Here is a 25,308-nt window from a genome sequence, read left to right on the forward strand (position 1 = left end):
TTATGGAAAAATATATTTTAACCCTTGATGAGGGGACAACCAGTGCCAGAAGTTTAATTACAAATAAGCAAGGAGAAATTATTGCTGTTGAGCAAAGTGAATTTACTCAATACTTCCCAAAAGAAGGGTGAGTAGAACATGATGCTGTTGAAATTTGAAATACTCAACGTAGTACACTAGTATCTGTTTTAAACAAGTCAAAAATTAAAGGAACTCAAATTGAAGCAATTGGAATTACCAATCAGCGTGAAACTGTAGTTTTATGAAACAGTGAAACAGGATTACCAATTTATAATGCAATTGTATGACAAGATCAACGAACAGCTGATCTTTGTGCCAACATGACTCAAGAACAAGTTGATATGGTGCGTAATAAAACAGGATTAATTATTAATCCGTATTTTTCTGCAACTAAAGTTCAGTGAATTCTAGATAATGTTCAAGGAGCAAGAGAATTAGCAGCAGAAGGTAAACTATGTTTTGGAACAATTAATACATGATTAATTTACCGTTTAACTGGGGGAGAAAAATTTGTCACTGATCATACTAATGCTCAACGTACGTTGTTATATAACATTCACACAAATAATTGAGATGATGAATTATTGGGGCTATTCAATATTCCAAGAAGTATTCTTCCTGAAATTAAATCATGTAGTGAAGTTTATGGAGAAACATTTGCTGGACTAATATCAAAAGCAGATAACACACGCATTAAAATTGCTTCTTCAATTGGAGATCAACAATCAGCTTTATTTGGACAATTATGTACAACTCAAGGAGAAGCTAAAATTACTTATGGAACTGGTGCATTTATTTTAATGAACACAGGAACAAGTAAGATCTTTTCAGAACATGGGTTGTTAACAACAATTGCGGCTGCTTATAATGGAGAAATAACTTATGCCTTAGAAGGTTCTGTAATGATCGCAGGGGCTGCAATTCAATGATTAAGAGATAATCTTCGTTTAGTGTATAATGCTACTGAAACTGAGTGATACGCTGGTCAAGTTTCTGATGACCGTCGTGTTTATGTAGTTCCATCATTCACTGGATTAGGATCACCATATTGAGATTCATACTCACGTGGAGCAATCTTTGGTTTAGATCGTGGAACTAAACGTGAACATATTGTCCGTGCAACTTTAGAAGCAATTGCTTATCAAGCAAATGATGTAATTAACGCCATGGCAAAAGATATCAAACAACCATTCTTGCATATAAAAGTTGATGGAGGAGCTTGTCGAAATAAATTCTTAATGCAGTTCCAAGCAAATATTTCACAAGGTGAAGTAATTAAACCAACTAATATCGAAACTACTGCTATGGGAGCAGCTTATATGGCTGGATTAGCTGTTAAGTATTGAAAAGATGTTGAAGAAATCAAACAAAATTATGCTGTAGATATGAGTTGAAAACCTCAAATTGAAAAAGAAGAGGCTAAACACTTAATTCAAGGTTGAACAGCTGCTGTTACAAGAACTTTTGGATGAGTTAAAGAATTAGAAACAAAATAAAAAACCATAGGAACAAAATTTCAAAAAATTTCTAATACTTTTTGAAAGGAGAATTTTTATGGAAAATTCTAATTATGCGCAAGCTATTGAATATTATTGTCACAAAGGTTTAACCAAGTTATCGGAGAAAGAAAAACTTGAGCTTTTTAACATTTTGCAAAAACCAATAACCTACGCAATTGATAAAGCCTTTAAAAAGTTTAGTTGTTTACCAATTGAAAAAGAAGATTTGCAAAGCACAGCTTGGGAAGTCTTTGAATTATCAATTAGAGATTTTAAATTAAAAAGTAAACGGAAGAAGTTTATATCATACATTATTGATGCTGTATATTGGAAGACGATGGATGTTTGCATTAAGTATTCTAATAATAAATTTAGGGTTATTAATCAAGCATATTCCATTCATGAACAAACTGATGAGGATCATCAAAGTTTTTATCAAAATGATTGATCTGTTGATTTAGGATATCAAGATATACTAGATAGATATTTTACAAAATATCCTAACAAACTGTATCGCAAAATCTTTAATGATTATGTCAATGGAATGACCAAGAAAGACATATGTCAAAAGTATGAGATTTCCCGAAATAAGCTGCAAACAATATTAAGTAAGATTGTTATTGAACTTAAAGAAATTTTTAGTAAGTCGTTAGTTTAAGTCATTTGTATAATATAATTATCATATATACAAATGATGAAGGGTGTTAAAAATGAGCTTTTATTACAAACATAATTATGTTTTTTCTGATCATGGATTACAAAGATGTCGTGAACGATTAAATCTTAAATCGGCACCAGATTATGAAGTTAAAGAAGCTGTTATTAAACATATTCAAAATTCAACAAGAAGCTTTGAAGCCGGTAATGAAATTTATATATCGGCTTCTAATACCCAAATTTATTTTATTATTGATCGTCGAAGTAATTTAATCATTACTGCAACAAAAATTTCAGCTGAAAAGCAGTTAAGTATAATGAGTAGGGGAATTTAAAATGATTATAGGAATATACGGAAAAATCGGATCAGGTAAAACTACTATTGCAAAGTATATTCGTAATAAGTACGATTTTGATCTTATTGAAGCTGATGCGTTGGCTAAAGAAATAGTAGAAGAAGAGAACATCAAACAAAGGTTACAAGAAGTCTTTCCACAATGTTTTGATAATAACGTTTTAAATCGAGCTAAACTTAGACAGGAATTAGCACGATCAGCAAGTAATGCTAAATTAATTAATGAAATTATTTGACCACGATTACGCGAAGTTATTATTGAAAAAGTTGCGTCATATGATAATAACAATATTATCATTGATGGAGCAATTCTACCGTTGTTAAATATTTCGGAAATTGATGTATATATTAAAATCACTGTGGGGAATCCACTAATTAATTGTTTAAGGGTTTACTCAAGAGACAAAAAAGGTTGATTCCAGACAGTTAAAATATTAAAGCAACAAAAAATTAAAAACTTTGCGTATAATTTTAAAATCAAAAATCGTAAATCACGAGAAACATTTCAAAAGATTGATCAAATAATAGAAAAAATAGTTCACCAATAAGTGAACTATTTTTTTGTCTATTTGCCTTTTTTGATTTTTCTTAAGTCACTATTAAGAATATGAGAATCATAATTTTTTAAAAACTTTCCATTGTCAATTTGAGATTGATTTGTCTTTTCAAATTCTTTTCCCGAACTTAAATAGTTGGCTCCCATTTTTTCATTAATTTGATTAACTAACTCCGACAAATTTTGTGATGATTTTGCTTCATTAGCTTGACTTCAAAGATTCAATTGCTGAGGAATTGTATTTTCCAAAACTAGATTACTAATTCCAACTCCAATTAAAGAAATTCGCTTTGTCGAATCATACATTTCATTAAATAAAAATTTTGCTGTGGAATAAATTATTTCAAGATCATTACTATACTCAGGAATTGATTCCTGACGACGTTTTGTTTTGATATGCTCAAGTTTATCAAATGTTTGGCCTTTACGATTTTCTTCGTAGCGAATGATAATTGAAACTGTTCTTGCTTTCATTCGACGTTTAATAGCTCGAGATGAAACGTTAGCTGCAATATGAAAAATTTTGTCTTCTAGTTCATTAATATCATTTGTAAAAATATCCAAAGTGATTTCATTTGAAATTGATTTTAAAACATTATTATCAACTTTAACTAAATCACTTCCTTTTCCTAAGGCATTTAGTTTTAATTTAAGAGCGTAATCTCCAAAATTTTCAATTAAAAATGTATCAGAAGCTTTTGCTAAATCATGAATTAGTAAAATTCCATTAGCAGTCATTAAATCAGCTGTTCGCTTTCCGACTCCATACATTTGAGCAATTGGCAATCGTCATACCTTTTGATTGAAAAGTTGAGGACTTAAAATTGTGATACCGTTAGGCTTATTCATATCAGACCCCATTTTAGCCAAAAACTTTGTAAAACTAATTCCAATCGAACAAGTAAGTCGAAGTTCTTTATAAATGACTTCTTGAATTTTTTCCGCCATTTTTTTAGGTGAACCAAATTTTTGTCAACTCTCAGTGACATCAATGTAACATTCATCAATTGAAGCAATTTCCAATTTTGAAGTAAAATGTTTATCAATTAGCTCTCATATTTTTCGAGAAATTTCTGAGAATAAAGCATAGTCAGGCTCCATAATTATTAAATTAGAACAAAGTTTTTTAGCTTCAAAAATTGGCATAGCACTTTTAACACCATATTTACGTGCTTCATAAGAAGCGGCTGTAATAATACTTCGACGATCATCACGAGAAATCACAACAGGTTTCCCATTTAATTCAGGATAGCGAGATTGCATACAATTAGCAAAAAAAGCATCCATATCAAGATGAAAAATAACTTTATGATTATTGATGCTCATAATTGAGTTCCTCCTTAAAATAGGGCCTTTCAAGCGCAATTAACGATAGTTTCAATTTGATTGTTTGTCCATTTTGTTTTAGGACTAGTAGTTTTAGTTAAAAAAGCTAAATACTCAATATTCTGCTTCTTATTTCCAGTTATTGGTGAGTAATCTAAAGCAGTTATATCAAACCCACAACTATTGGCATAATTAATCACTTTTGTAATGGCCTTTAGATGCACTACTTTAGAATTTACTTTACCATTTTTAACTTCAAAAAGTTCTGATTCAAATTGTGGTTTAATAAGAATTACTCCTTGAGCGTTGTCTTCAACAATAAGTGTTAAAGGTGCTAAGATTTTAGCAACAGAAATAAAGCTTACATCGCAACAAAAGAAATCAATTGCCTCGTTAAAGTCGGCTTTTTGAGCATTTCTAAAGTTATACTTCTCAATGTTCACAACACGTGAGTTGGCTTTTAAACTTCAATGTAGTTGATCTGTTCCGACATCAACTGCAAAAACTTTCTGAGCGTGATTTTCTAAACAGCATTGGGTAAAGCCACCAGTCGAAGCTCCAATATCCAAACAAACTTTATTATTCAAATCTATGGTTCATTCCTTTATTGCTTTATGAAGTTTTAAACCTGCACGTGAGACAAACTCTTTTTCAACGTCAGTAACTTTAACAATGTCACTTTCTGAAACAGAAAAACCGGCCTTATTGATAAGTTTATTATTAACATAAACTTGTTTTTGTCCGGAAATATATAATTTAGCCTTGCTGCGATTTTCAGCTAAACCATTGTCAACTAAATATTGGTCTAATCTGACTTTCATAAGCTAGATTTTTCTAATTTTATCTAAGACAGCATTTACAAATTTATAATCAAAATCTGGTTCTAATTCTTTTGTAAATTTAACCATTTCATTGATTGTCACTGGTTTTGGAGTATCAGTATATTTAATTTCATAAGTTCCAACAACAAAAATTGCTCCAATTAAAGCGGGCAGTCTTTCTCATTTTCAGTCATTTGATAAATGTTCTTCAACATTTGTAATTAACTCTTCTAGTTTTTCATTAATATCATTGGCAATTGTTGCAGTTGCTTCATCTAGTTGTGCTTGAGTTTCGTCTAAAATATCTTGTTTAATATATTCTAAAGAAGAACTTGCTAGTAAATAACGATAGTACATTTGAACTAAAAGTTTTCTTCTAGCAGTTACACTAATTTTTAAATCTTCCATTTTAAACTCTCCTTTTCAACTAATTTATTATCTCATTTCTAAGTTATAATAGCAATCAATATTTTAAACGGGGTGAATAACAGGAATGTAGGTAAAGCAAAAGCTTTATTGTTCTTTATATTTTAATACTTATTGAGTTTTTATCAATATAAAATAGCAAAATTTATTAAAAGCGCAAAAAAAATTCACTCCTAATAAAAAGTGATTAATAATATTTTATTAAATTGGACTTAAAATGTCCCAAAGTTATTAATTTTGTAACTTCTATACCAGAGCATATTTAGAAATGTTTTAATACTATAAGTTCTAGAACCATATCCAAGTAAAGATTTTACTAGTCGTGAAACGTCTGAACCTGCAGATACTCCAATATTTCATTTCTCACCTAAGTTTGATACTCCTTCTTTATTATTTTTAAAGTATGTAAATTGATCATGATCTGCATTATCTCTAATTATTGCCATTAAGTTTTTATATCTTCCTTCACAGAAAAATTTATAAGCATAGCTGTACAAATTATAATTTCTAATATTTTTTTAGGATTTCTTTTATTAATATTAAATATACCCAGCAAGTATTTTTGAGCATAAAAATTATCTAATACATATTTAGCACCAATTCATGATGCAACATTTTTATTTAAGCAGCTCCATCTCCACCAACCACTAAATTTGCATCATTAAAGTTTTCATAGAATAAGTTACCTCATTTATTAATTTCATTACCAATTAATTCTGAGTTATTTAAATCTTTTTCATGAACAAAGAATATTCTTTTAGCAATTAAACTTCTCTTTTTTAAGTTATTATTCTTTAACCCTAAATTAAAACTTACAACTCTTATTTTTTGATCTCTAAAAGTTTTAGAAACCGGATCAAATATTTTTGGAAAAGTATCATCAGTATTGATATAAACTATTTAGTTCTTTTTAATATTTACTTTCAAATTAATTTCTTCAGACTTTACTTTCATATTAGCTGAAGAATAAATTCTAGATATACTCATTTTAGTCAAATTTGCACGAGTGAACATATCAGCGATATCTAGATATCTTTTACCAGATCCTAATTCCTGAATTTAAATAAGGATGGATTCTTTTACGACTTCACAAACTCAAATTTGGTGCTTTCATTTTATATTCTGCCTTTAAATTTTAAAATGCAAAAAGAAATAATAGCATTAATATTACACCAATGAATTCTATAATAATTGTGGATCATATTCAAAAGTTTTTTCTTTTGATAATTTTTAAAGTTATTTTTTTCTGATAATTTAATTGTTCTACTAAATTATCTTCATCTCAATCTATTCTTTCTTTTGAAAAAATATTACATTTATTTTCTTCTCCATTTTTAAATTTTTTTAGTGGGAAAGTATTTCAAGGAAAGATTCCTAATAAAAAACAACCTATAGGAAATAATAATGTTAAGATCACTCCAATATAAATTCCATTGTGCACATTTAGAAAACTACTAATTCCGATAAAGACTAAAGAATTTGTAGCAGCAATTACTGTACCTAAAATATTTAATTTATTTTCCATATATCTTTGCTCTTCTTTTAAGAATTTTAATTCTTTTTCAATTATTTCAATATTCTTCATTTTTATTCCTCTCAACTAACATTTGTATAACATATTTCTTCAGTTTTAATTTTAAAGTCTACAGTGTCTTTTTTTCTTAGCTTATTATAAAACTTTTTAGTAATTGCAATTCCATATTTCTCTAATTGCTTATCTCTTTTGCCTGATAATTTTGAAGCAACAGATATTGAATCTCCTGTATATAAAATATTGTTCATCTTAGTAGGCAAATTTTTTATACTTTCAATATATGTTTTATCATCTCAAGCTATTCCAATTCCAGCGTTAAAACCAAAACCATACATATTTTTAACTCATATTTTAAAATCTTTTAAAAAGCTATTTATATCTTTAGCGCAATGATAAACATTGGCAAAATTATTTTCATCATTATTTACATTGCAAATTGCAATAATACCATCTCCTGCATATATAAAATTATAAAAGCAATTTCTCTTTTTCATTAAGATGAAACATTCTTCAATAAAAGGTTTTAAAATTTCAACTGTCTTTTCAGAACCAATGTCTTTTTTCATTTTAGTAGAATTTCTAACGTCAACAGATAATGCTATTATAGATTGCTTTTTATCTGAAAAACTTATTGTTTTATATCTATCTTTAGCTTTCTTTTTATTGTACATTTTCATTTTTATCATTCCTTAAGCATATAATATGCTTTCTTTTTAATTTTAATACATTATCATAATTTTTTTATACTATTTTGATTGAAGTATTCAATGCAGGATAAGGAGTGGGGACAAAAACAGCCAAAACCCTATGAAATAGGCTTAGTTTTGTCCCCACAAGCAAAAAAAGGTGTCCCCATACTCATATAAAATGAGTAAAAAACCCTATTCTAAGGGATTTTAAGTGGGAGCACTTTTTAAATTTGAGACCAAATTGCTAATTATTCGTAAAACAAATAAAAAAGAAGCCAAGCCTTTTAATCAATATTCAAAACTATGTATTCATTATCAGGGAATGATTAAGTAATAGTTGGTTATTCATTATCAAATAATTTATCAATGCTTAAATTTCCATTCGAATTTAAGCTATCTTCTAAAGTGTTACTTGTATTGTTTCTTTCTTTAACAGTCTTAGCTCAATCGTTAGTTTCCTTAGTCATATTAAAGAATAACTCTTTAACTTCATTTGGTTTTAATTCCGCATTTGTATATGTTCATCTTATTCTTTAATTGAATATGCTAACGGTTTATCCGCTGGAAAGACTACTTTCGCAAATGGTTGTTTAGAATCGACAGTCTTAACTTTAGCGTACAGTTTATCTTCGTCTGTTATATTTAAACCATATGGTTCAACTTATAATGAGGAATTGTTGTCATCGATTATTTCCAATCGCAATTACAGCTTGATCTTTGCCATTCTTATTTGTAAAAGTTGAAATAACTTTACTTGCAAAAATAAATGTTTGATTTCATTTTGCTCCTGCACCTTTGTCAAATTTAATTTTTTCTGTTGTTGCCATGTTAGACCTCCTTCAATGTTTATTCACAATTAATTATTAAAGGAAACAAAAAAGACGCTTTCACGTCTTACCAACTTTAAAAAAGAAAAGAGGTCTATCTAAAGTTTCCTTTAAATAACCTCTTGCTTATTTATATTATATCATCATTTTAATTTGTACAAATTAAAATCTATGTTTATATAGGTTATTACTAAATTAACGTCAATAAACTATTACTTAAAGTATCCAACAATAAATATAAGAAAGAAAACATTTTGATTCTTATCGCCATTCCTTCATTAAATTGAACATAACATATAAAAATATCAGCCGAATTCATTTCTCCCTCGTATTCTAATGTTTCTACTAAAAATCTTGTTGAAAAATATTTTATAGGTTTTTTAGATAAGAGTATAGAATTAGTATCTAATATTAGTTGAAAATCTTGATCCTTTATATTAGGTCTTCCTTCTATTATTTCTTGAGAATTAATATCATATTCGCAAAGTGAAATGAAATCTCGTTTATCTTCCACATTATAGAAAATTGCTGATCCCTTTTGCATCAATCTTTTATAAAGAAAGTCATTATTACAATCTATAATATCTTTATTAAGGGCTTTTATTAAAACATTAATTTTTTTGAAAGTTAATCGATCTATTTTTTCATGATGTATTATATTTCTAAAAGGTTTAACAAATTTAAAAATATTTTGTTTTCCAACTAAATTTAATTTAAAGTTTTGGTTATTTCAATCTATTAAATTATTTAAAATTACTGTAATATCTTTAATTAAATCTCATAACATCCCATTTATTATTTGATATGTTTCATTATTATTTTCACTATAAACTCAATTTTTATCTATATATACTACTTGTTTTGAATATTTTAATATTTGAGAATAAAACTGGTGAATAATATTGTTATTTATTCCTGTTTTCATAATAGGGTCTCATTGTAGCATATACCCCAATATTGTATTTTTTAGATCGTCTAAAATTCACTTTGTATTATTTTTAAACTCAAAAAATATATCATCATTTTTGCTATAAGAACTCATTATATTTATCCTATTTCCTTTTTTATTATTAATTCTTACTCAACCCAATAACTTTCGTTTTTTCCTACCTAATTGTTCCTTTAATAATTTATTTTCCTGTTCTTTAAAATATTTTATAATATAGAACCATTTAATTTTATGTATTCAGTATACATTTTTCTAATAGATTTTTATTTTCTTTGTTTTAAGTAATTTTATTAACTAATATATTTTTATAAATGATTACACCCGCTAGTATATATATTAAAATTCTTATTATTTTTAAGTTTTCTAGAAATATATGTTCCCTTTGATTTTGCATTTTCTAATTCCTCGTAAATTAATATATTTTTAATACAAAATTCATAAGGAGTTGTTTTCCCAAACTTATAAGTTACTTTTAAATGTAAATTATCATAATTAAATTCTATTTTTTTAATATTTGAAGATTCAAAGTCTATACCGTCTTCCATAATTTTTGCATTCATATTTTTCTCTTTTCTATTTTTATTTAAATCAATCTATTTCATTTATTTCTAATTTTCTTTTAATAATTTATTTTCTTTTTCCTGAAATATTAAAATTCGAGCTAAGTCTGGACTGTTTTCTTTTGCCCATTGAATATACATTTTTTTATCATATTCATCATAAATACTTTGTTTAGAAGTTATATTAGCTTCTAATATTTTTTTAAATTCTTTTTCTCTATCCCACCCAGCATCTAAGTATGCACTAATTCTTGTTTTAATAGTATCCAAATCAGGTTTTAAAATTTCATTAATTGGACAATTTTTAGTTACAAATTCAGATAATACTTTCCTCTCAAAAACACTATTAACAATAGCTTCTCTATTCTCTTTTGCTTCCTCTATCGTACCTATATAGTTCTTTTCTCCTGGAGTTTTCAAACCAATAACATTATATTTTAGAAAATCAAACATATGAACACCTCTTATATTAAGAGTATATAAAAAATAAGGAAGTTATTCCTTATTTTTCTTACTTAAATTTTTATTTTCTAACCTAACAGTATGCGTAGCCGCTTTTGTAAGCGCAGCTCCATTCTTAGAATATTTTTTGCTTTTTTTATTTATCTTTGAAAGTTTATCTTTACGTTTATTTTCAACACTCATAGAAACCTTTATTTTATCTCCAGCAAATTTATCATTCCTTCTAACATGATCACCAGGGAGTACATAACAACGATATAAGTGCAACAAAAGCGATCGTGCAAATTTTTTAATAGCAATATCTAAGAAACATTTAAGCTGTGTAAGACAGTGTACAATGCACACCAGAAGCGTTCTCTATGTTCTTTGAAAGCCAAAAATTAGTAGTTCAAAGTATACTAACTTGCTTATTATTTATATACAAAATGGAAAAATGCAATTTATATTTTAGAAAATTATATCTTGTTTTATTTTAACTAGATTAAAAAATTGATTATTTTCTATACAAAATTTATCATAAAATAACCAAAAGCGTTTTTTCAAATAATTTTTTATTTAAAAAAACTATTTATTCAAATTTTTATCCAAATTGTTCAACTATTTTATTTTTTAAAGATCAGCGAGTATAATAAAAATTAAATAGTAAGAAGGAAACAAATATAAATGATAGAAATAAAAAAAATCAAGAATTGGTATGGTATTAATGAACTAGTAAATTCAAATTTAATAGTCGGAAACACAATTATTTATGCTCCTAATGGTGTAATGAAGACATCCTTTGCAGAGGGAATAAAAAAATTATCAGTAAATAGTAAACCATATGATTTATTCAATGAAATTGAATCGGAATTTGAAATAATTTGTAACGATAAAATTTTTGATAATAAATCTGAATCATTTAAAATTGAAGCAATAGTTTTTAGTGGAGATGAGTTAGATAATGAAATTTTTTCAAAAGATAGCGTAGCTAAATTGCTCGTTTCCAAAAAACTTAAAGAAAAATATAATTCTGAAATTATTAAAATAGAGAGTGATATTGATGCTGTAAAACGTCTAATATATAATAGTGTAATTGGAAGTTCTAAATATAAGGAAAAAGATGTTAGTTTCTTAATTGAAGATGAAGAAAAAAAAGAAACTACAGAAATAAATTCTATTTTATCTTTTATAGAAAAAATAAGTGACAAAGTAATAAAAGAAGATATTTCAAAAATTAAAATTTTGGATTTATTTAATGATAAGACAGAAAAAATATTTGAAGACAAAAATTTTATTGAAAAAGCATTAAGTTATAAAAAAATAATTAAACAACCAGTTGACAAAAATATTTTTAAAAAAGGGTTTACTTTTGACAATTTAATTTCAATCAATAAATCTCTTGTTGATAATAATTTTTTTAAAGCAGAAAACTCAGTTAATATAAGTAACATTACATACACAGAAGTAGAACTTCAAAATTTAATAAAAGTTAATGAACATTTAATTTATGGTTCTAATGAAGCTAAACAAATATTTGATGAAGCAAAAAAAATTCTTGAGAAAAAAAGTAACTCTAAACTTTTAAACTTGGTAATCGAGAATGACTGATTACTTCCTCTGTTGTCAGATCCAAGCGATTTAAAAAGAACATTCATAAATACTAAGTGTTTTCCCTTTTTAAATGAATTTGAAGAGTATAAAAATAAATTGCTTGAAGCAAAAAAAGCAATAGAAGACATATTTGAATCTGCTTCTCTAGATAATACAAAATGAAAAGAAGTTGTTGATATTTATAATCAAAGATTTTTTGATAGTAATTTTGAACTAGAAATAAAAGATGCAAAAGAAGCAATTTTGGATTTAACTGTTCCTTCTATATCAATAAAACTTAAAAATACTTCTATAGATATAACAGACAAAATTAAAAAAAGATTTAGTTCTGGGGAAAAGAAATCTATGTATATTCTTTCATTGATATTTGAAATTGAAGTAGCAAAGCAAGAAGAAAAAGATTGCGTTATAATACTGGATGATATTGTAGAATCTTTCGATTATAAAAATAAATATTCTACCCTTGAATATTTGAAAGACATTTCAAGATATAGCCAAAATCAACTAATTATACTAACTCACAATTTTGACTTTTTTAGATCTTGTATACTATCCATCGGAAGCGGTTTAGAAAGTAAATTATTCGCATACAAAATATCAAACAAGGTAGAATTAATTGATGCTAAAAGCAAAGAATTTATAGATTTTAGTTTTATAAAAAATTGAAAAAATAGAAAAAGTACAGAGGCTTTGATAGCGTTATTACCTTTTATTAGAAATATTTATGAAATTAAAGATGGGTCTCAGAATAAAAATTATATAGATATTTGTAACTTTTTGCATTTTAACAATAAAAGTGAAGAAATAAATTTAAAAGAACTGGATGCTGTTTTTAAAGAAATGAATGTTAGTTTATCAAGCGATTATGATGATAATACTTATTTTGAAAAATTAAAAAAACAAGCCTTAAATATAATGAGAAGTAAACCAAGTGAAAAAGATTTAATGAAAAAAATTATCATGGGTATTTTTATAAGAGTTGCAACAGACAAAATGTTGCTAGAAAATTATAAGATTCATAACAATCAAAATAGCCCGCAAATAGAAGGAAATAATTGAACAGCAGGACTTTATAAAATTACTAAAGATAAATTATCTTCTCAAGAAATAGAGATATATAACTCTTCTATTGTTGTGGCTCCTTCATTTATCCATGTTAATGGTTTCATGTACGAACCACTTGTAGATATAGGTTTTGAAAAATTAATAAAAGTTGCCCAAAATTTGTATGATTACCTTTCATTAAAAAAATATAACAATTAAATATAACATTGGAAAGAAAAAGTTCTTACAATTTATAATATCTAGTTTTCTTTTTATTATAAAGCAGGTGAGTAGTGATCCAAAAATACAATAATTTTTTAAATTAATAAGATTTTATGTTCCTAACAATTGGAGCAAAGATTATCAAATTACTATAGGGTAAAAAGGCTTAAAAGTTTAAAGGAATCAAAAAATAAATAATATTTTTACTAAGTATTTTTGTGAAGAAGTCTATTTTAAATTAAAAAATATATATTAGTTATAATCTTATTTTAGGTATTAAAAAGCATAAATAAAAATAAATAATTTTGATTGCTGCAGAGGTCTTAATATTTCATATAAAATACAACAACCAAAAAATACCTAAAAGCAGTTTTAAAAATTAGAAAAGAGATCAACTCATGAAAATAGAATTCAAAACTTTTGAAAAGTTATCAAGTAAAGAAGCTTGGGAAATATTTAAAAATAGAAGTGAGGTTTTTGTTGTCGAACAAGAATGACTAGCATGTGATATAGACAAAAATGATTTGAAGGCAACTCACATGATTATAAGAAATGAAAATGAAGATTTAGTTGCGTATTTAAGAATTTTTGAGATTGATGAAAGCACAATAACATTAGGAAGAGTTTTAACACCAAAGGAATTTAGAGGGTTAAGTCTTGGAAAAGAATTATTAAAAAATGCAGTTGAGTGAATTAAACTTCAATATCCCAAGCATGATATAAAAATAAGTGCTCAATATAGACTTGTTAAGTTTTATGAGTCTTTTGGCTTTAATCAATATTCTGATGTTTATGACGATGATGGAATTGATCATATAAAAATGATAATAAAGAGTAACGCTGATAGTAAAATTTAATAATTTTAATGACGGATTTAATATATTTGGGTCGATAAAAATAAATTTTGTAATAATTAGATAAAAAATAACACAAATATTTTTATATGATATTATTAAATTATCAAAGAAAATTAACTTTGAATTCAAGTCTCGCATGCAAATGCAGAAAAAAAGAACCTTTTGGTTCTTTTTTAATTTTAATTTAGAAAGTAGTAATTCAATGGCCAAAGAAAAAAATACTAGGTTACTCAGAGATTCCTGAAAATTATTTTGGCGAGATATTATTTTTTAATAATAAACTTTTTCTAAATAACAAAAATTTAGGAAAGACAAGTTTTAAAGATACTTAATATAGGATGTCGAAAAGTTTTCTAAGTTAATTTTATGTTCGGAAATTTCAATAATTTGGTTTTCTTTAGAATAAAGAACTGAAATTCTTGACATAATCAATTCTTGATCATCATCGATCAAGAATTGATTATCCACCTCACTTTTTTTCTGAACTTCCAGTTTAGAAGTAAGTTTAGATGGCAAAATACTATTTTCTAATAAATACTCCATTAAAGAATATTCTATTTTTTCAAAATCTAATAGTTTAAAAAGACTTTTATTTAAAAAAGATTTAGTGTATCTTACTGGCTTATCGTTTACATAAAAAACTTTAATATAAGAAATAAAGTCATAAACATTAACATCATTAATGCTTAAGTTTAATTTGGCAATTAAAGAAATTAAAGATTTAGTATTTAAATTAGTTTCAATAAAGATAACCTGCTTGCTTGACTGTAATTGTTTTCTAATAGATTCGATTTTATTAAACGAAAAGTCGTCATTAAGAAAATAGCCACTGCCTTTTTTAGATTTTATTAATCCTCTAATCTTCAAATCTAAAAAAGCGCTTCTTACAGTTTCTCTACTAACTTTAAATTTTGTTATTAAAAAATTTTCGCTTGGTAAAGGACTACTTTTATCAAACCTTTCGCTTTTTATAACCGACAAAATATAAAAAATTATTTTTTCACACTTAGTTTGATCTTTAACTTCTAACTCATTCATAAATTAAAATCTATCCTCTCTTAGTACAACTGTTTGTCATGGTCTCAATTTGTTATTTTCAAACGAAGTTTCAGTATTTAATAATATTTTCAATCCACTAACTTTCAAAGCTGTAATATCAATAGTTTCTTCACTTCAGTTTGCAATGATTTTTATTACTGTATGCTTGTTTGCTCGAGCATATATAAATAAGTTAGGGTCTTCTACCAAAAATGGTACATAAATTCCTTTTTCAATAATTTCACTATACTCGCTATTGTTTCGAAATTTGATTAGCTTTTGAAGAAAGTTATAAATACCATTAGGATCTTTTAAATCTTCATCAGCATTGATAGTCGAATAATTATTATTGATAGGTATTCAAGGAATCGACTTACTAAAACCCCCGTTTATTTGTTGATTTCATTGAAAAGGTGTTCTTGCATGGTCCCGACCATTTTGTAAAATACCTAAAATAAATTCATCATGGGTCAATTTATTTTGTTTGCTAACTAAATCAGTATAAGTATTTTTTATTTCCACATCTTTATAATCAGAAATATTTTTCCAATTAAGATTAGTCATTCCAATCTCGTCACCTTGAAAAATATATGGTGTTCCCTGCATTAAAAATAATGTTGTAAATAAAGTTTTAGATGATTGCTTGCGATATTTGCTATCATTACCATATTTGGAAACCATTCTAGGCAAATCATGATTACCCAAAAAAAGAGAATTTCAGCCTCTTCCATGTAAACCTTGTTGCCATTTTTTATAAATTTTTTTAAGTTTTACAAAGTCAACTGCTTTTGGTTTGTATTTGCTAATTTGATCTTGCAATTGGGTAATATGCTCAAATTGAAACACCATAGAGAACTCTTCAGCATTAGGAGAAGAGTACATAATTGCATCTTCAATCGTAGCGCCTCAACACTCTCCAACAGTCAAAAAAATGTCAGAGGCTCAACTGTTTTTGCGTAGTTCTTTAATGTATTGATGAAGCTTTGGTCCATTTGCAAATATTTTGTTATCAACTTCTTTACCTATTAAATCAATGACGTCAAATCTAAAGCCCATTACGCCCAGTTCACATCATCATTTAATCATGACAGCAATTTCTTTTCGCACAATGGGATTTTCTCAATTTAAATCTGGTTGCTCCTTAGCAAACTGATGAAAGTAGTATTGATTTGTAGAGTCATCAAATGTTCATGCACTTCCTCCAAAAATTGATGATGTATTATCTGGTTTATCTCTTCAAATATAATAGTTTCTATAGGGATTATTTCTTGATTTTCGAGATTCCTTAAATCAGTGATGTTGATCGCTTGTATGGTTAACTACCATGTCCATAATTATTTTAATGTCAATATTTTTAGCTTTTTGTATAAACTCTTTAAATTTTTCAATATCACCATATATAGGATTAATATTTTGATAATCAGCAACGTCATAACCATTATCAATTAGTGGTGAATCATATATGGGGGTTAACCAAATTGCGCCAACACCTAAATTCTTTAAGTAATCTAATTTTTCTATTGCTCCTTCAATATCTCCAATGCCATCATTATTAGAATCATAAAAGGACTGTAAATACAGTTCATAAACAACAGTATTTTTTCATCAATTTTTTTTCATTTTATACCTCAATATTAAGATTTGTTTTAATCAAATAATTTTCTCCAAATATATTTATTAAAAGAGGTTCTCCCTCAATAATTTCCAATTCAAGATTCGTTTTGGTTCTCAGAACTTTTAAAATTCTGTTTCTAAAGTTTATCCTAAACTCATATCCAGTTCATTGCTTAGGAAGTCTAGGCTCTAAATAGATTTGGCCTTCTCTTATTATCATTCCACCAAAACCTTCAACAATTGTTAAATAGCTTCCAGCCATACTTGTTATATGCAATCCCTCATCGCTGTCATTATTATAATTATCCAAATCAAGACGAGCAGTTCGTTTATAAAACTCATAAGCTTTTTCCATTAAATTTAGTTTTGCAGCAATAATGGAGTGTACACAAGGACTCAGACTAGATTCATGAACAGTATATTTTTCATAAAATTCAAAATTTTTCGCAATTGTAGGTTTTGTGTAGTTATCCCATAGATAATAAATACCTTGTAAAACATCAGCTTGCTTTATATAGGGACTTCTTAAAATTTTGTCTCAAGATCAATTTTTATTTAGTGGGAGATCAGATTTAGGAATTAAAGATTTTTCTTTAAACTCTTTATCTAAAAATGTATCGTGTTGAACAAAAATACCTAAATCTTTATCTTCAGGAAGATACATATTTTGAGCAATATCTTTTCATCTTTCAAGAGTTTCTTTAGAAAGGTTTATTCTTTCAAAACTTATCTTCAGTTCTTTAACCATTTTTAAGGTATATTCAATTGTTCACTTTGCCATTGTATTTGTTAATCAATTATTATTGACATTATTTTCATATTCATTAGGTCCTGTGACACCATGTATCATTCATTTCTCCTTAATCTTTGAATAATGTACTCTCGAAGCTCAAAATTTTGAAATCTCTAGCATTATTTCTATTCCAAAAGTTTTGATATAATCATAATCACCTGTATAATTTGTGTAATTATAAATAGCATAAACAATTGCAGCATTTCGATGAATTTCTTCAAATGTAATTTCTCATTCATTGTGGCATTCAACACCATTAAAAGTAACCATTGGATACAATGCTCCTTCAAGACCAAGCGACTTAGCATTTTCCTTGGCTTTTTCTAAATGATTGTAGCGGTATTTTAATAGATTCTTTGTAAGATTTGGAGAAGCAGCTTTCAAATATAAAGGAATACAATAAGCTTCTGTATCTCAATAAGTAGCTCCCCCATATTTTTCGCCTGTAAATCCTTTGGGACCAATATTTAATCTTTCATCGCCTCCATAGTAAGTGGAAAACAATTGAAATAAATTAAATCTAATTGCTTGTTGATCTAGATCACTTCCAAAAATTTTCACGTCACAAGTTTGTCATCTTTGTTCTCAACAACTAACATGTGATTTTTTTAAGTCTTCGTATGTTTCTTTAGATAGTTTTTTAAATATTAGGTCTGCTGAGTTTTCAAGATTAGATTCTAAATGATTCAATGTATTAACTAAAACAATTTTTTTAACTATTGTTAAAGGTGTATTTGCTTTTAATGAAAATTTATAGTTTGCTTCAGCATACAAGTTTTTACTTGAATATTTTGTGACGTATGGTTTAATATTGAACTCATTTTGACCCTTAACACCTATTGCAAATCTTTGCACATCAAAATTATTTTTTTTCATTTTTGAAGATACAAATAATTGATCACTAGTTGCGTTAGATTTTATAGGTTCTCAAAACTTTTCACCGTAATTAGCATCTTTATTATTGACGTCACCGTTTATGTAACTCGTTACTTCAATGTCAGTGTCTTGATTGCAGGTAATAGTATATTTAATTGCACATAATTCTTTTTGGTTAAGTGAAATAAATCTTTCGGTACTAACATGTATCTCTTTTTTATTTAGAGTTACTGTAAACGTTCTATAAAGAACCCCCTCTTTCATATTTAGGCTTCTCTCAAATTTAGATGGCTTATTTTTAAATAAATCTAATTCAATCCCATCAACTTTAATATTAATACCTAAGAAATTTACAGCGTTAATTACTTTACCAAAATATTTGGGATATCCATTTTTTCATCAACCAACAATTGTTTTGTCCGGATATCATAGTCCGCCAATATATGTACCTTGATGTGAGTCCCCAGAATAAGTTTCTTCAAAGTTACCTCGCATTCCCATGTATTCATTTCCTAATGAAGTTATAGACTCACTTAGTTTAAAATCAGATGCATTATCAGCAAGACTCTCTTCAGTTAATATTCAAGGATCAATCTTAAATATTCTTTTAGTATCTTCAGTATTTTTTTTCATTTATTTGTGCCTTTCAATTGATATTTTTTTATTTTCATTAACCAATATAAACTCAAATTTAGATTTAATGTACGCCAACTTAAAATCTTTGTTTAAACCTCTGTAATATACAATGCCAGTTTCAGCTTTGTAAATAAATTCTATATGCTCATACTCATTTTTTTCAATACTATTTTTTGATAATCCGTCGTCATCAAAAAAGATGCTTTTTATTGTGGAATTGTTAAACATATCAAATATTTCTACAACAACTTTGGAGAAAAAACCATTTGTTTTTTTCTTATCGGGATTAGTAAAAATCATAGATTGATTTTCAATAAATATTCCCATTTGATGGTAATCAATATTTCTTATTATTGATTTTCCAGGTTTATGAAATTGTTTTGTTTCATAGTCAATTCATCCTTTTTGATTTTTTGGTAAGTAAACAATTCGTTTAAAAGTATTTTTTTGTAAAATTGGAGCGACCATAATACTGTTAACCATATATTGATCATCAATATTATAAGACTCTAAATCATTTTCAAAGTTATATAAAAGAGGTACAGCAAATGGTTTTCCTTCCGTATGAACTTTAAAAAATTCAGTATACAACGTTGGAATTAATTTATAACGAAGTTTTACAACACTAGCAATTGCCTTAGTTGTTTTATCATTAAATGATCATGGTTCTTGAAAACGCTTTCCAATAGAACAATGATTTCTGAATAGTCCAAAAAAAACATTGGCTTGATATCATCTTGTAAGTAATTCAGCAGAAGCATCATATTCAAATCCTCCAATATCTTGACCAGCCATTGGAATTCCGGATAATCCCATGTTTAATATCATTGGTAGAGATTGCCTTAATTGAAATCAATATGAAAAATTATCACCAGTTCATACTGCTGCATATTTTTGAACACCAGCTGCACAAGATCTTGTAACAATGTGGGGTCTAATATCAGATGATAACATTGCTTCATAGGTGGCTTTAACTTGATATGTTCCATAATTATTATGAACTTCATGATGTGTCCTTGTTTCACCATTAACATTATGTAATGCATTTACATCTACTGTATGTGTATCGTTAAATACAGCTGGTTCGTTCATATCTAATCAAATTCCTTTAATTTGGTTTTTTAAATAAAATTGTAGGCATTGTTTTCAAAAATTGATACCATTTTGATTAAAAAAGTCAGGGAAAGCACATAGTCCTGGCCAAACTTCTCCGAGATACTCTCTATTATTATTTGAATCTTTGATAAAAGCTTTTTGTTGTTTGCCTTTGATGTATAAGTTAAACGTATCCTCAGCTTTTATACCGGGATTAACAATAGGAACTATTTCTACCCCTTTTTTCCGACAATCAATGACTAATTTTTTTAAGTTTTCAAAACGTTTTTGATCGACTGTAAAGGACTTCATCTTGTCCATATACAAAATGTCTAAATAAACTGCATCTAAATAAATATTTGAAGACATTGACATTTTTATGAGTTCATGAATCTTCGCTGTATTTTCATAACTATGTCTTGATAAATGATGGCCCAATGCCCATTTAGTTGGCAAAAATGGCATTCCAGTAAGTTTAAAATACTTGGAAATGGTATTTTTGATTGAGTTTTCCAAAATAAAATAAATGTCTAAATCATTTTGATCAACTTGAATAATAAACTTATCAGATGATTTCATATTATATTTGACTCTTGTAGGATTATCCACAAAAACACCAATATTACTATCTATATTTTTATTTATAATATTAAAGTTCACAGCTCCATATAATTCTCGATCTTCATCGCTATGAGCTTTATATAAATCTGTTGCTCAATTTGACGTATCAGTAAATTTCTTATCAAGGTTTAAACCTGTTTTTTCTCCAAAACCAAAAAATCTATCAGTTTCAGAAGATTGAATTGAACAAGTTAAAAGATCATCTTCCAAATAAATTTTTTCAATTGTTATATAATTTTTTTTATTACTAATTGCTATCTTATTAGCATCTATTTTAATTTTTGCTTTACCAATTTTGATTTGCTTGGTATTAACGCTTTGAACTTTTTCTTTAATAAAATTATGACTTATCTTATCATTAATTATTTTTTGATCGAGTACTATTTGTGCTCTTACAATGTCATCAAAAGATTCAATGAAAATAGACACCCGATTTTCAAAATTAATTTTGCATTTTGTTGCGTCTATTTTTTCTATTGATTTAAATCTAAATGTAGTAGTAATATTGTTAACTTTGTTAGAAGGTTTGACAGACAAACTAGAGTTATTTATTTTAGTCATATTTTTTATCCAATTCTATTGTTAGTTACCCCATTAAATAAGTGATATTTGTTAATTTTGATTCCACATTTAGTGTCTAATTTAGTTTTATCGTCTTTGCCAGTTGTAATAATAATATTTTGACCAAGAGTCATTTCACATGTAATTTGTTTATTCATTCCTAATAACTCAATATTTATCACGAGCATGATCAAATTAGCATTTTCATCAGCTGCGGAAACAATTTGAGCATCTTCAGAACGAAAACCTAAATAAACTTTTTCAATTTTTTCAGCTTTTATTAAGTCAACTTCTTCTTGTGTTAATTTAACTTTGTAATCATTTAAGTTTGAAATAAATGTATCATTTTCAACTGTCCCTTCTAAAATATTCATAGTCGGTGTTCCAATAAATTTAGCCACAAATAAGTTTTTTGGTTTATTGTAGAAATCTTCAGGCTGACCAACTTGTTGAATGATTTGGTTATTCATTAAAACAATTTTTGTAGCCATTGTCATTGCCTCAAGTTGATCGTGAGTTACATAAACTGTAGTAGTCCCAAGCATACGATGAATTGATACTAATTCAGTGCGCATACTTTCACGTAACTTGGCGTCTAAATTTGATAAAGGCTCATCCATTAAGAATAATTTTGGTTTACGAACAATCGCACGTCCTAATGCAACACGCTGCTGTTGTCCTCCAGAAAGTTCTTTTGGTTTTTTAAATAAGTACTTTTCAATACTTAATAATTTTGCTGCAGCTCTAACTCTATAATTGATGACCTCTTTTTTCTCGTGCTTCATTTCAAGTCCAAAAGCCATATTTTTGTACACATTATAGTGAGGATATAAAGCATAGCTTTGAAAAACCATTGCGATATCTCTATCTTTTGGCAATAAATTATTTACTTTAACTTCGTCAAAAAGTAAGTCTCCTTTAGTAATTGAATTTAAACCAGCAATAATTCTTAACAATGTCGTTTTTCCGCAACCGGAAGGACCAAGAATAACACAAAAATCATTATCTTCTATTTCCAAATTAATGTTTTCCAATGTGTAAAAAGAGTTTCCTTCATACTTTTTAGAAATATTTCTTAATTCCACTTTCATAAAATTATCCTTTCACTCCGGCAGCAGATAATCCACCAGTAATATTTTTTTGCAATGATAAAAATAAGATACTAATTGGTAAAGCAACTATTAACGAACCAGCAGCAAATGAACCTTGTGCCACTGTTGTGCCGCTATTAATTAGCGTTTGAAGTCCTGTAGCCATTGTATATTGTGATTTATCGTTTAGTAATACAAGTGGTAGTAATACATCTCCAAATGGCCCAATAAATGATCACAAAGCAATAACTGATAACATTGGTTTAGCTAATGGCAACATAATTCTTGTAAAAATTGTTCAGTTCCCACAGCCATCAATTTTGGCAGCATCATCAATGTCAGTAGAAATGTTGTCCATATAACCTTTTAATACAAACACATTGCCTGGAATTCCTCCACCCGTATAAATCAATATCAACATGACTTGGCCTGAAATACCAAACCTATTTTGCAATAATTGATGCATAATATAGAAGGCAACAAAACTCGATACTGTAGGAATCATTTGAATTAACATAACACTCATTAGACCAATGCGTTTCCCCTTAAATCTAAATCTGCTAAAAGCATATCCAATTAGCGCTGTAATACCAACCATTAGAATCATACAAATTGAAGCAATAACTAATGAATTTACTAATCAATTCAAAAATAATGTTTCGTTAAATAGATATTTAAAATTATCAGAAGCAAATTTAAAATTGACAAAGTCAAAAATTCCTTGTTTACCAATTTCTCCATCCATACCTTTTGAAGCATTGGAAGAAAATCAATTAAATGCTTGAATTATAATTTGAAGAATTGGAACTGCTATCATCAATACTCATAAAATTAAAACTATGTAGGTTGCGACTAATCCTATTTTTCCAGCAGTTGTAAGTGGAGGTTTATCAGAAAGATATAACTTTCCAAATGTCTCGGTCATAAAACGAATATACTTTATATGAATGTTAATTTTTTCTTCTTTTATTTGCTTTTCGATTTCAAAAATCAATTGGTTTTGATATTTTGAAATAGCGTTTTGAGAAACATCATTTGTTCTTATTATTGTGCGAGCTTTTTTATTTGACTCATAGGTGTATATTTCGTTTTTAAGAATTTCAAAAATAATAGTTTTTTCAGCCAAATCAGCATTCAATTGTAGCTCTTTAAAAACTGCTTTTACAATACAAATATATTTTGCTCATAAGTGACTTTTATTGATATTATTTATTTTATTGTTTACAAAAAATATATTATCTAATTTTGAATTATTCAAAATTTTCTTAATAGTTTCCCCAAAGTTGATGTTTATTTCAAAAGCTAATTTCATAATTAAAATTTCAAAGATCATTTGAGCACTTCTTAATCTTGCTTCATTATTTTTTTTATTATCATCATAAGAAAAAGCTAAACTTGCCATTTTAATAATTTGAAGATGTTTATAATATTTGTTAAATGTTAAGTGTTTAGATTTAAAAAATGTTTCTGACAAAGCTGTAGAAAAATCGAGTAAATCATACTTTTTAAAAACAAACTTGGCATTTGATAATGCTTTTGGATTTATCCTTATTACTTTGCCATTTATTTTAATGACACTAGGATGGTTAAAATTTGAAGTTTTCTTGACAATATTTTTTCGACCGATATTCAGTAAATCACGATTTGTCAAATATCTTAATTCTTTGGCAATGTTATCGTTAATTTCTTTAGAGATATAAAGTCTAAACTTTTCTTTTGATCTTTTTTTTCTAATAAAACGTTTAAGCAAACTGTCTTTATGCTCTTTAATTTGATATTCAGTGACTATTCCCAAAATATGTGAAATTACTTGCTTAATATTATCATCACTCACATCAGTAGTTTTCAATTCATTAAATAGCATTTTTAAAAGAATATTTATATTATTAAAAATAAAATCTTCTGACAAATTTTCATGGACTACTAAGCTTGTCGAAGTAAAATCACTAATTTCACGTTGTGCTTCATAACTAAGTAAAAATATTTTAGCAATAATTTTACCGATAGATTTTTTATTAATTAATTCGAAAAAATTCACAATAATAGCATTTAATCTTTTTCATTGATATTTAAACTCATAGCTTTCAAAATTTTTAAATCCGAAATAATTAATATCCTTCATAGACTCATTTTCTTGATACCAATTAAATTTTTGTTCAGTTAAGATGTTATTTTCATAAATTTTTAACATGGCAATTTTATTCATCACTTCGTTTGCTGAGTTTATTTCAAAATTTAATTTGTCATCAAATTTTGAAAATGCATTAGCTAACAATAATAACAAAAATGATTGACTTAAATTCTCGTTATCAGTAGCAATAGATATTTTTTTAAAAATGTCTACAATACTACCAAACATATAATTGTTTTTAACAAAAATTTTATACTCAGAAACTTTTTCGGTAACAGCGATTAAATCATTTTTAAATATGGTTTTTTTTAAAATTGATCAATAATTTTTTTTAAAATCGTTATTAGAGTATTTTTTAACTGGTCTCAATAAAATATCAAAGTCTAAAGGTTGTTTACGATTGTTAAAAAGATTTGTTTGATGGTTAATTTGATGCTTATCATTCATAAAAAATATC

General features: G+C 26.9%; 24 protein-coding genes. 6 read left to right on the forward strand and 18 right to left on the reverse strand.

Annotated features, from left to right (window positions below; translation table 4 throughout):
- Positions 1-2 precede the first annotated feature (2 nt).
- From glpK to coaE, 4 genes are read left to right on the forward strand one after another with little or no spacing between them, the layout of a single operon-like run.
- On the forward strand, positions 3-1,517 hold the full coding sequence (glpK, locus tag L872_RS0102085) for a glycerol kinase GlpK (protein ID WP_027063225.1): 1,515 nt from the start codon (positions 3-5) through the stop codon (positions 1,515-1,517).
- Positions 1,518-1,575: 58 nt separating this feature from the next.
- Positions 1,576-2,178, forward strand: coding sequence for a sigma-70 RNA polymerase sigma factor region 4 domain-containing protein (locus tag L872_RS0102090; protein WP_027063226.1), 603 nt, complete (start codon positions 1,576-1,578; stop codon positions 2,176-2,178).
- A 52-nt stretch (positions 2,179-2,230) separates the two neighbouring features.
- Positions 2,231-2,512 (forward strand): hypothetical protein, encoded by a 282-nt coding sequence (locus L872_RS0102095; RefSeq protein WP_027063227.1) that lies wholly within the window; start codon positions 2,231-2,233, stop codon positions 2,510-2,512.
- Position 2,513: 1 nt separating this feature from the next.
- Positions 2,514-3,080 carry a dephospho-CoA kinase gene (coaE, locus tag L872_RS0102100; RefSeq protein WP_027063228.1) on the forward strand — a complete coding sequence of 189 codons (567 nt, stop codon included), beginning with the start codon at positions 2,514-2,516 and terminating at the stop codon, positions 3,078-3,080.
- A 17-nt stretch (positions 3,081-3,097) separates the two neighbouring features.
- Here coaE and dinB read toward each other — a convergent pair whose 3' ends face one another.
- From dinB to L872_RS05120, 12 genes are all read right to left on the reverse strand, one after another.
- Positions 3,098-4,414: a DNA polymerase IV gene (dinB, locus tag L872_RS04595; protein ID WP_051418429.1), complete on the reverse strand. Its 1,317-nt coding sequence runs from the start codon at positions 4,412-4,414 to the stop codon at positions 3,098-3,100.
- Between the two features lie 14 nt (positions 4,415-4,428).
- A complete protein-coding gene (locus L872_RS0102110; protein ID WP_027063229.1) occupies positions 4,429-5,235 on the reverse strand; it encodes a TlyA family RNA methyltransferase in 807 nt (268 codons plus the stop codon).
- Between the two features lie 3 nt (positions 5,236-5,238).
- On the reverse strand, positions 5,239-5,643 hold the full coding sequence (nusB, locus tag L872_RS0102115; RefSeq protein WP_036268846.1) for a transcription antitermination factor NusB: 405 nt from the start codon (positions 5,641-5,643) through the stop codon (positions 5,239-5,241).
- A gap of 230 nt (positions 5,644-5,873) precedes the next feature.
- Positions 5,874-6,107 carry a hypothetical protein gene (locus L872_RS0102120; protein ID WP_027063231.1) on the reverse strand — a complete coding sequence of 78 codons (234 nt, stop codon included), beginning with the start codon at positions 6,105-6,107 and terminating at the stop codon, positions 5,874-5,876.
- Positions 6,108-6,796: 689 nt separating this feature from the next.
- Complete coding sequence (locus tag L872_RS0102125) at positions 6,797-7,246, reverse strand: hypothetical protein (protein ID WP_027063232.1); 450 nt, start codon at positions 7,244-7,246, stop codon at positions 6,797-6,799.
- A gap of 2 nt (positions 7,247-7,248) precedes the next feature.
- The gene (locus tag L872_RS0102130; protein ID WP_027063233.1) at positions 7,249-7,872 is read right to left on the reverse strand and encodes a hypothetical protein; all 624 of its coding nucleotides are present in this window, start codon (positions 7,870-7,872) and stop codon (positions 7,249-7,251) included.
- A gap of 353 nt (positions 7,873-8,225) precedes the next feature.
- Positions 8,226-8,351 (reverse strand): hypothetical protein, encoded by a 126-nt coding sequence (locus L872_RS05225; protein WP_279306701.1) that lies wholly within the window; start codon positions 8,349-8,351, stop codon positions 8,226-8,228.
- A gap of 156 nt (positions 8,352-8,507) precedes the next feature.
- Positions 8,508-8,711, reverse strand: coding sequence for a hypothetical protein (locus L872_RS0102145; protein WP_027063234.1), 204 nt, complete (start codon positions 8,709-8,711; stop codon positions 8,508-8,510).
- Between the two features lie 190 nt (positions 8,712-8,901).
- On the reverse strand, positions 8,902-9,636 hold the full coding sequence (locus L872_RS0102150; RefSeq protein ID WP_169729896.1) for a hypothetical protein: 735 nt from the start codon (positions 9,634-9,636) through the stop codon (positions 8,902-8,904).
- Between the two features lie 329 nt (positions 9,637-9,965).
- A complete protein-coding gene (locus L872_RS0102155; RefSeq protein WP_027063236.1) occupies positions 9,966-10,220 on the reverse strand; it encodes a KTSC domain-containing protein in 255 nt (84 codons plus the stop codon).
- Positions 10,221-10,268: 48 nt separating this feature from the next.
- Positions 10,269-10,673, reverse strand: coding sequence for a hypothetical protein (locus L872_RS0102160; RefSeq protein WP_027063237.1), 405 nt, complete (start codon positions 10,671-10,673; stop codon positions 10,269-10,271).
- Between the two features lie 42 nt (positions 10,674-10,715).
- On the reverse strand, positions 10,716-11,027 hold the full coding sequence (locus tag L872_RS05120) for a hypothetical protein (RefSeq protein ID WP_027063238.1): 312 nt from the start codon (positions 11,025-11,027) through the stop codon (positions 10,716-10,718).
- A gap of 318 nt (positions 11,028-11,345) precedes the next feature.
- Between L872_RS05120 and L872_RS0102170 the strand changes: the two genes are divergently transcribed.
- Both L872_RS0102170 and L872_RS0102175 read left to right on the forward strand, forming a co-directional pair.
- Positions 11,346-13,535, forward strand: coding sequence for a hypothetical protein (locus L872_RS0102170; protein WP_027063239.1), 2,190 nt, complete (start codon positions 11,346-11,348; stop codon positions 13,533-13,535).
- Between the two features lie 401 nt (positions 13,536-13,936).
- Complete coding sequence (locus tag L872_RS0102175; protein ID WP_027063240.1) at positions 13,937-14,395, forward strand: GNAT family N-acetyltransferase; 459 nt, start codon at positions 13,937-13,939, stop codon at positions 14,393-14,395.
- 318 nt (positions 14,396-14,713) lie between these two features.
- Here L872_RS0102175 and L872_RS0102180 read toward each other — a convergent pair whose 3' ends face one another.
- From L872_RS0102180 to L872_RS04905, 6 genes are read right to left on the reverse strand one after another with little or no spacing between them, the layout of a single operon-like run.
- Positions 14,714-15,433: a GntR family transcriptional regulator gene (locus tag L872_RS0102180; RefSeq protein WP_027063241.1), complete on the reverse strand. Its 720-nt coding sequence runs from the start codon at positions 15,431-15,433 to the stop codon at positions 14,714-14,716.
- Between the two features lie 3 nt (positions 15,434-15,436).
- A complete protein-coding gene (locus L872_RS0102185; protein ID WP_027063242.1) occupies positions 15,437-17,053 on the reverse strand; it encodes an alpha-glucosidase in 1,617 nt (538 codons plus the stop codon).
- Position 17,054: 1 nt separating this feature from the next.
- Positions 17,055-19,349: a family 65 glycosyl hydrolase domain-containing protein gene (locus L872_RS0102190; protein WP_027063243.1), complete on the reverse strand. Its 2,295-nt coding sequence runs from the start codon at positions 19,347-19,349 to the stop codon at positions 17,055-17,057.
- Positions 19,350-21,629, reverse strand: coding sequence for a glycoside hydrolase family 31 protein (locus L872_RS04600; protein WP_051418430.1), 2,280 nt, complete (start codon positions 21,627-21,629; stop codon positions 19,350-19,352).
- A 5-nt stretch (positions 21,630-21,634) separates the two neighbouring features.
- Complete coding sequence (locus L872_RS0102200) at positions 21,635-22,720, reverse strand: ABC transporter ATP-binding protein (RefSeq protein ID WP_027063244.1); 1,086 nt, start codon at positions 22,718-22,720, stop codon at positions 21,635-21,637.
- Positions 22,721-22,724: 4 nt separating this feature from the next.
- Positions 22,725-25,298 carry a sugar ABC transporter permease gene (locus L872_RS04905; RefSeq protein WP_051418431.1) on the reverse strand — a complete coding sequence of 858 codons (2,574 nt, stop codon included), beginning with the start codon at positions 25,296-25,298 and terminating at the stop codon, positions 22,725-22,727.
- Positions 25,299-25,308: the final 10 nt, after the last annotated feature.

Origin of the sequence: Mesoplasma seiffertii ATCC 49495 (assembly GCF_000518725.1) — a bacterium.
Taxonomy (GTDB): domain Bacteria; phylum Bacillota_I; class Bacilli_A; order Mycoplasmatales; family Mycoplasmataceae; genus Tullyiplasma; species Tullyiplasma seiffertii.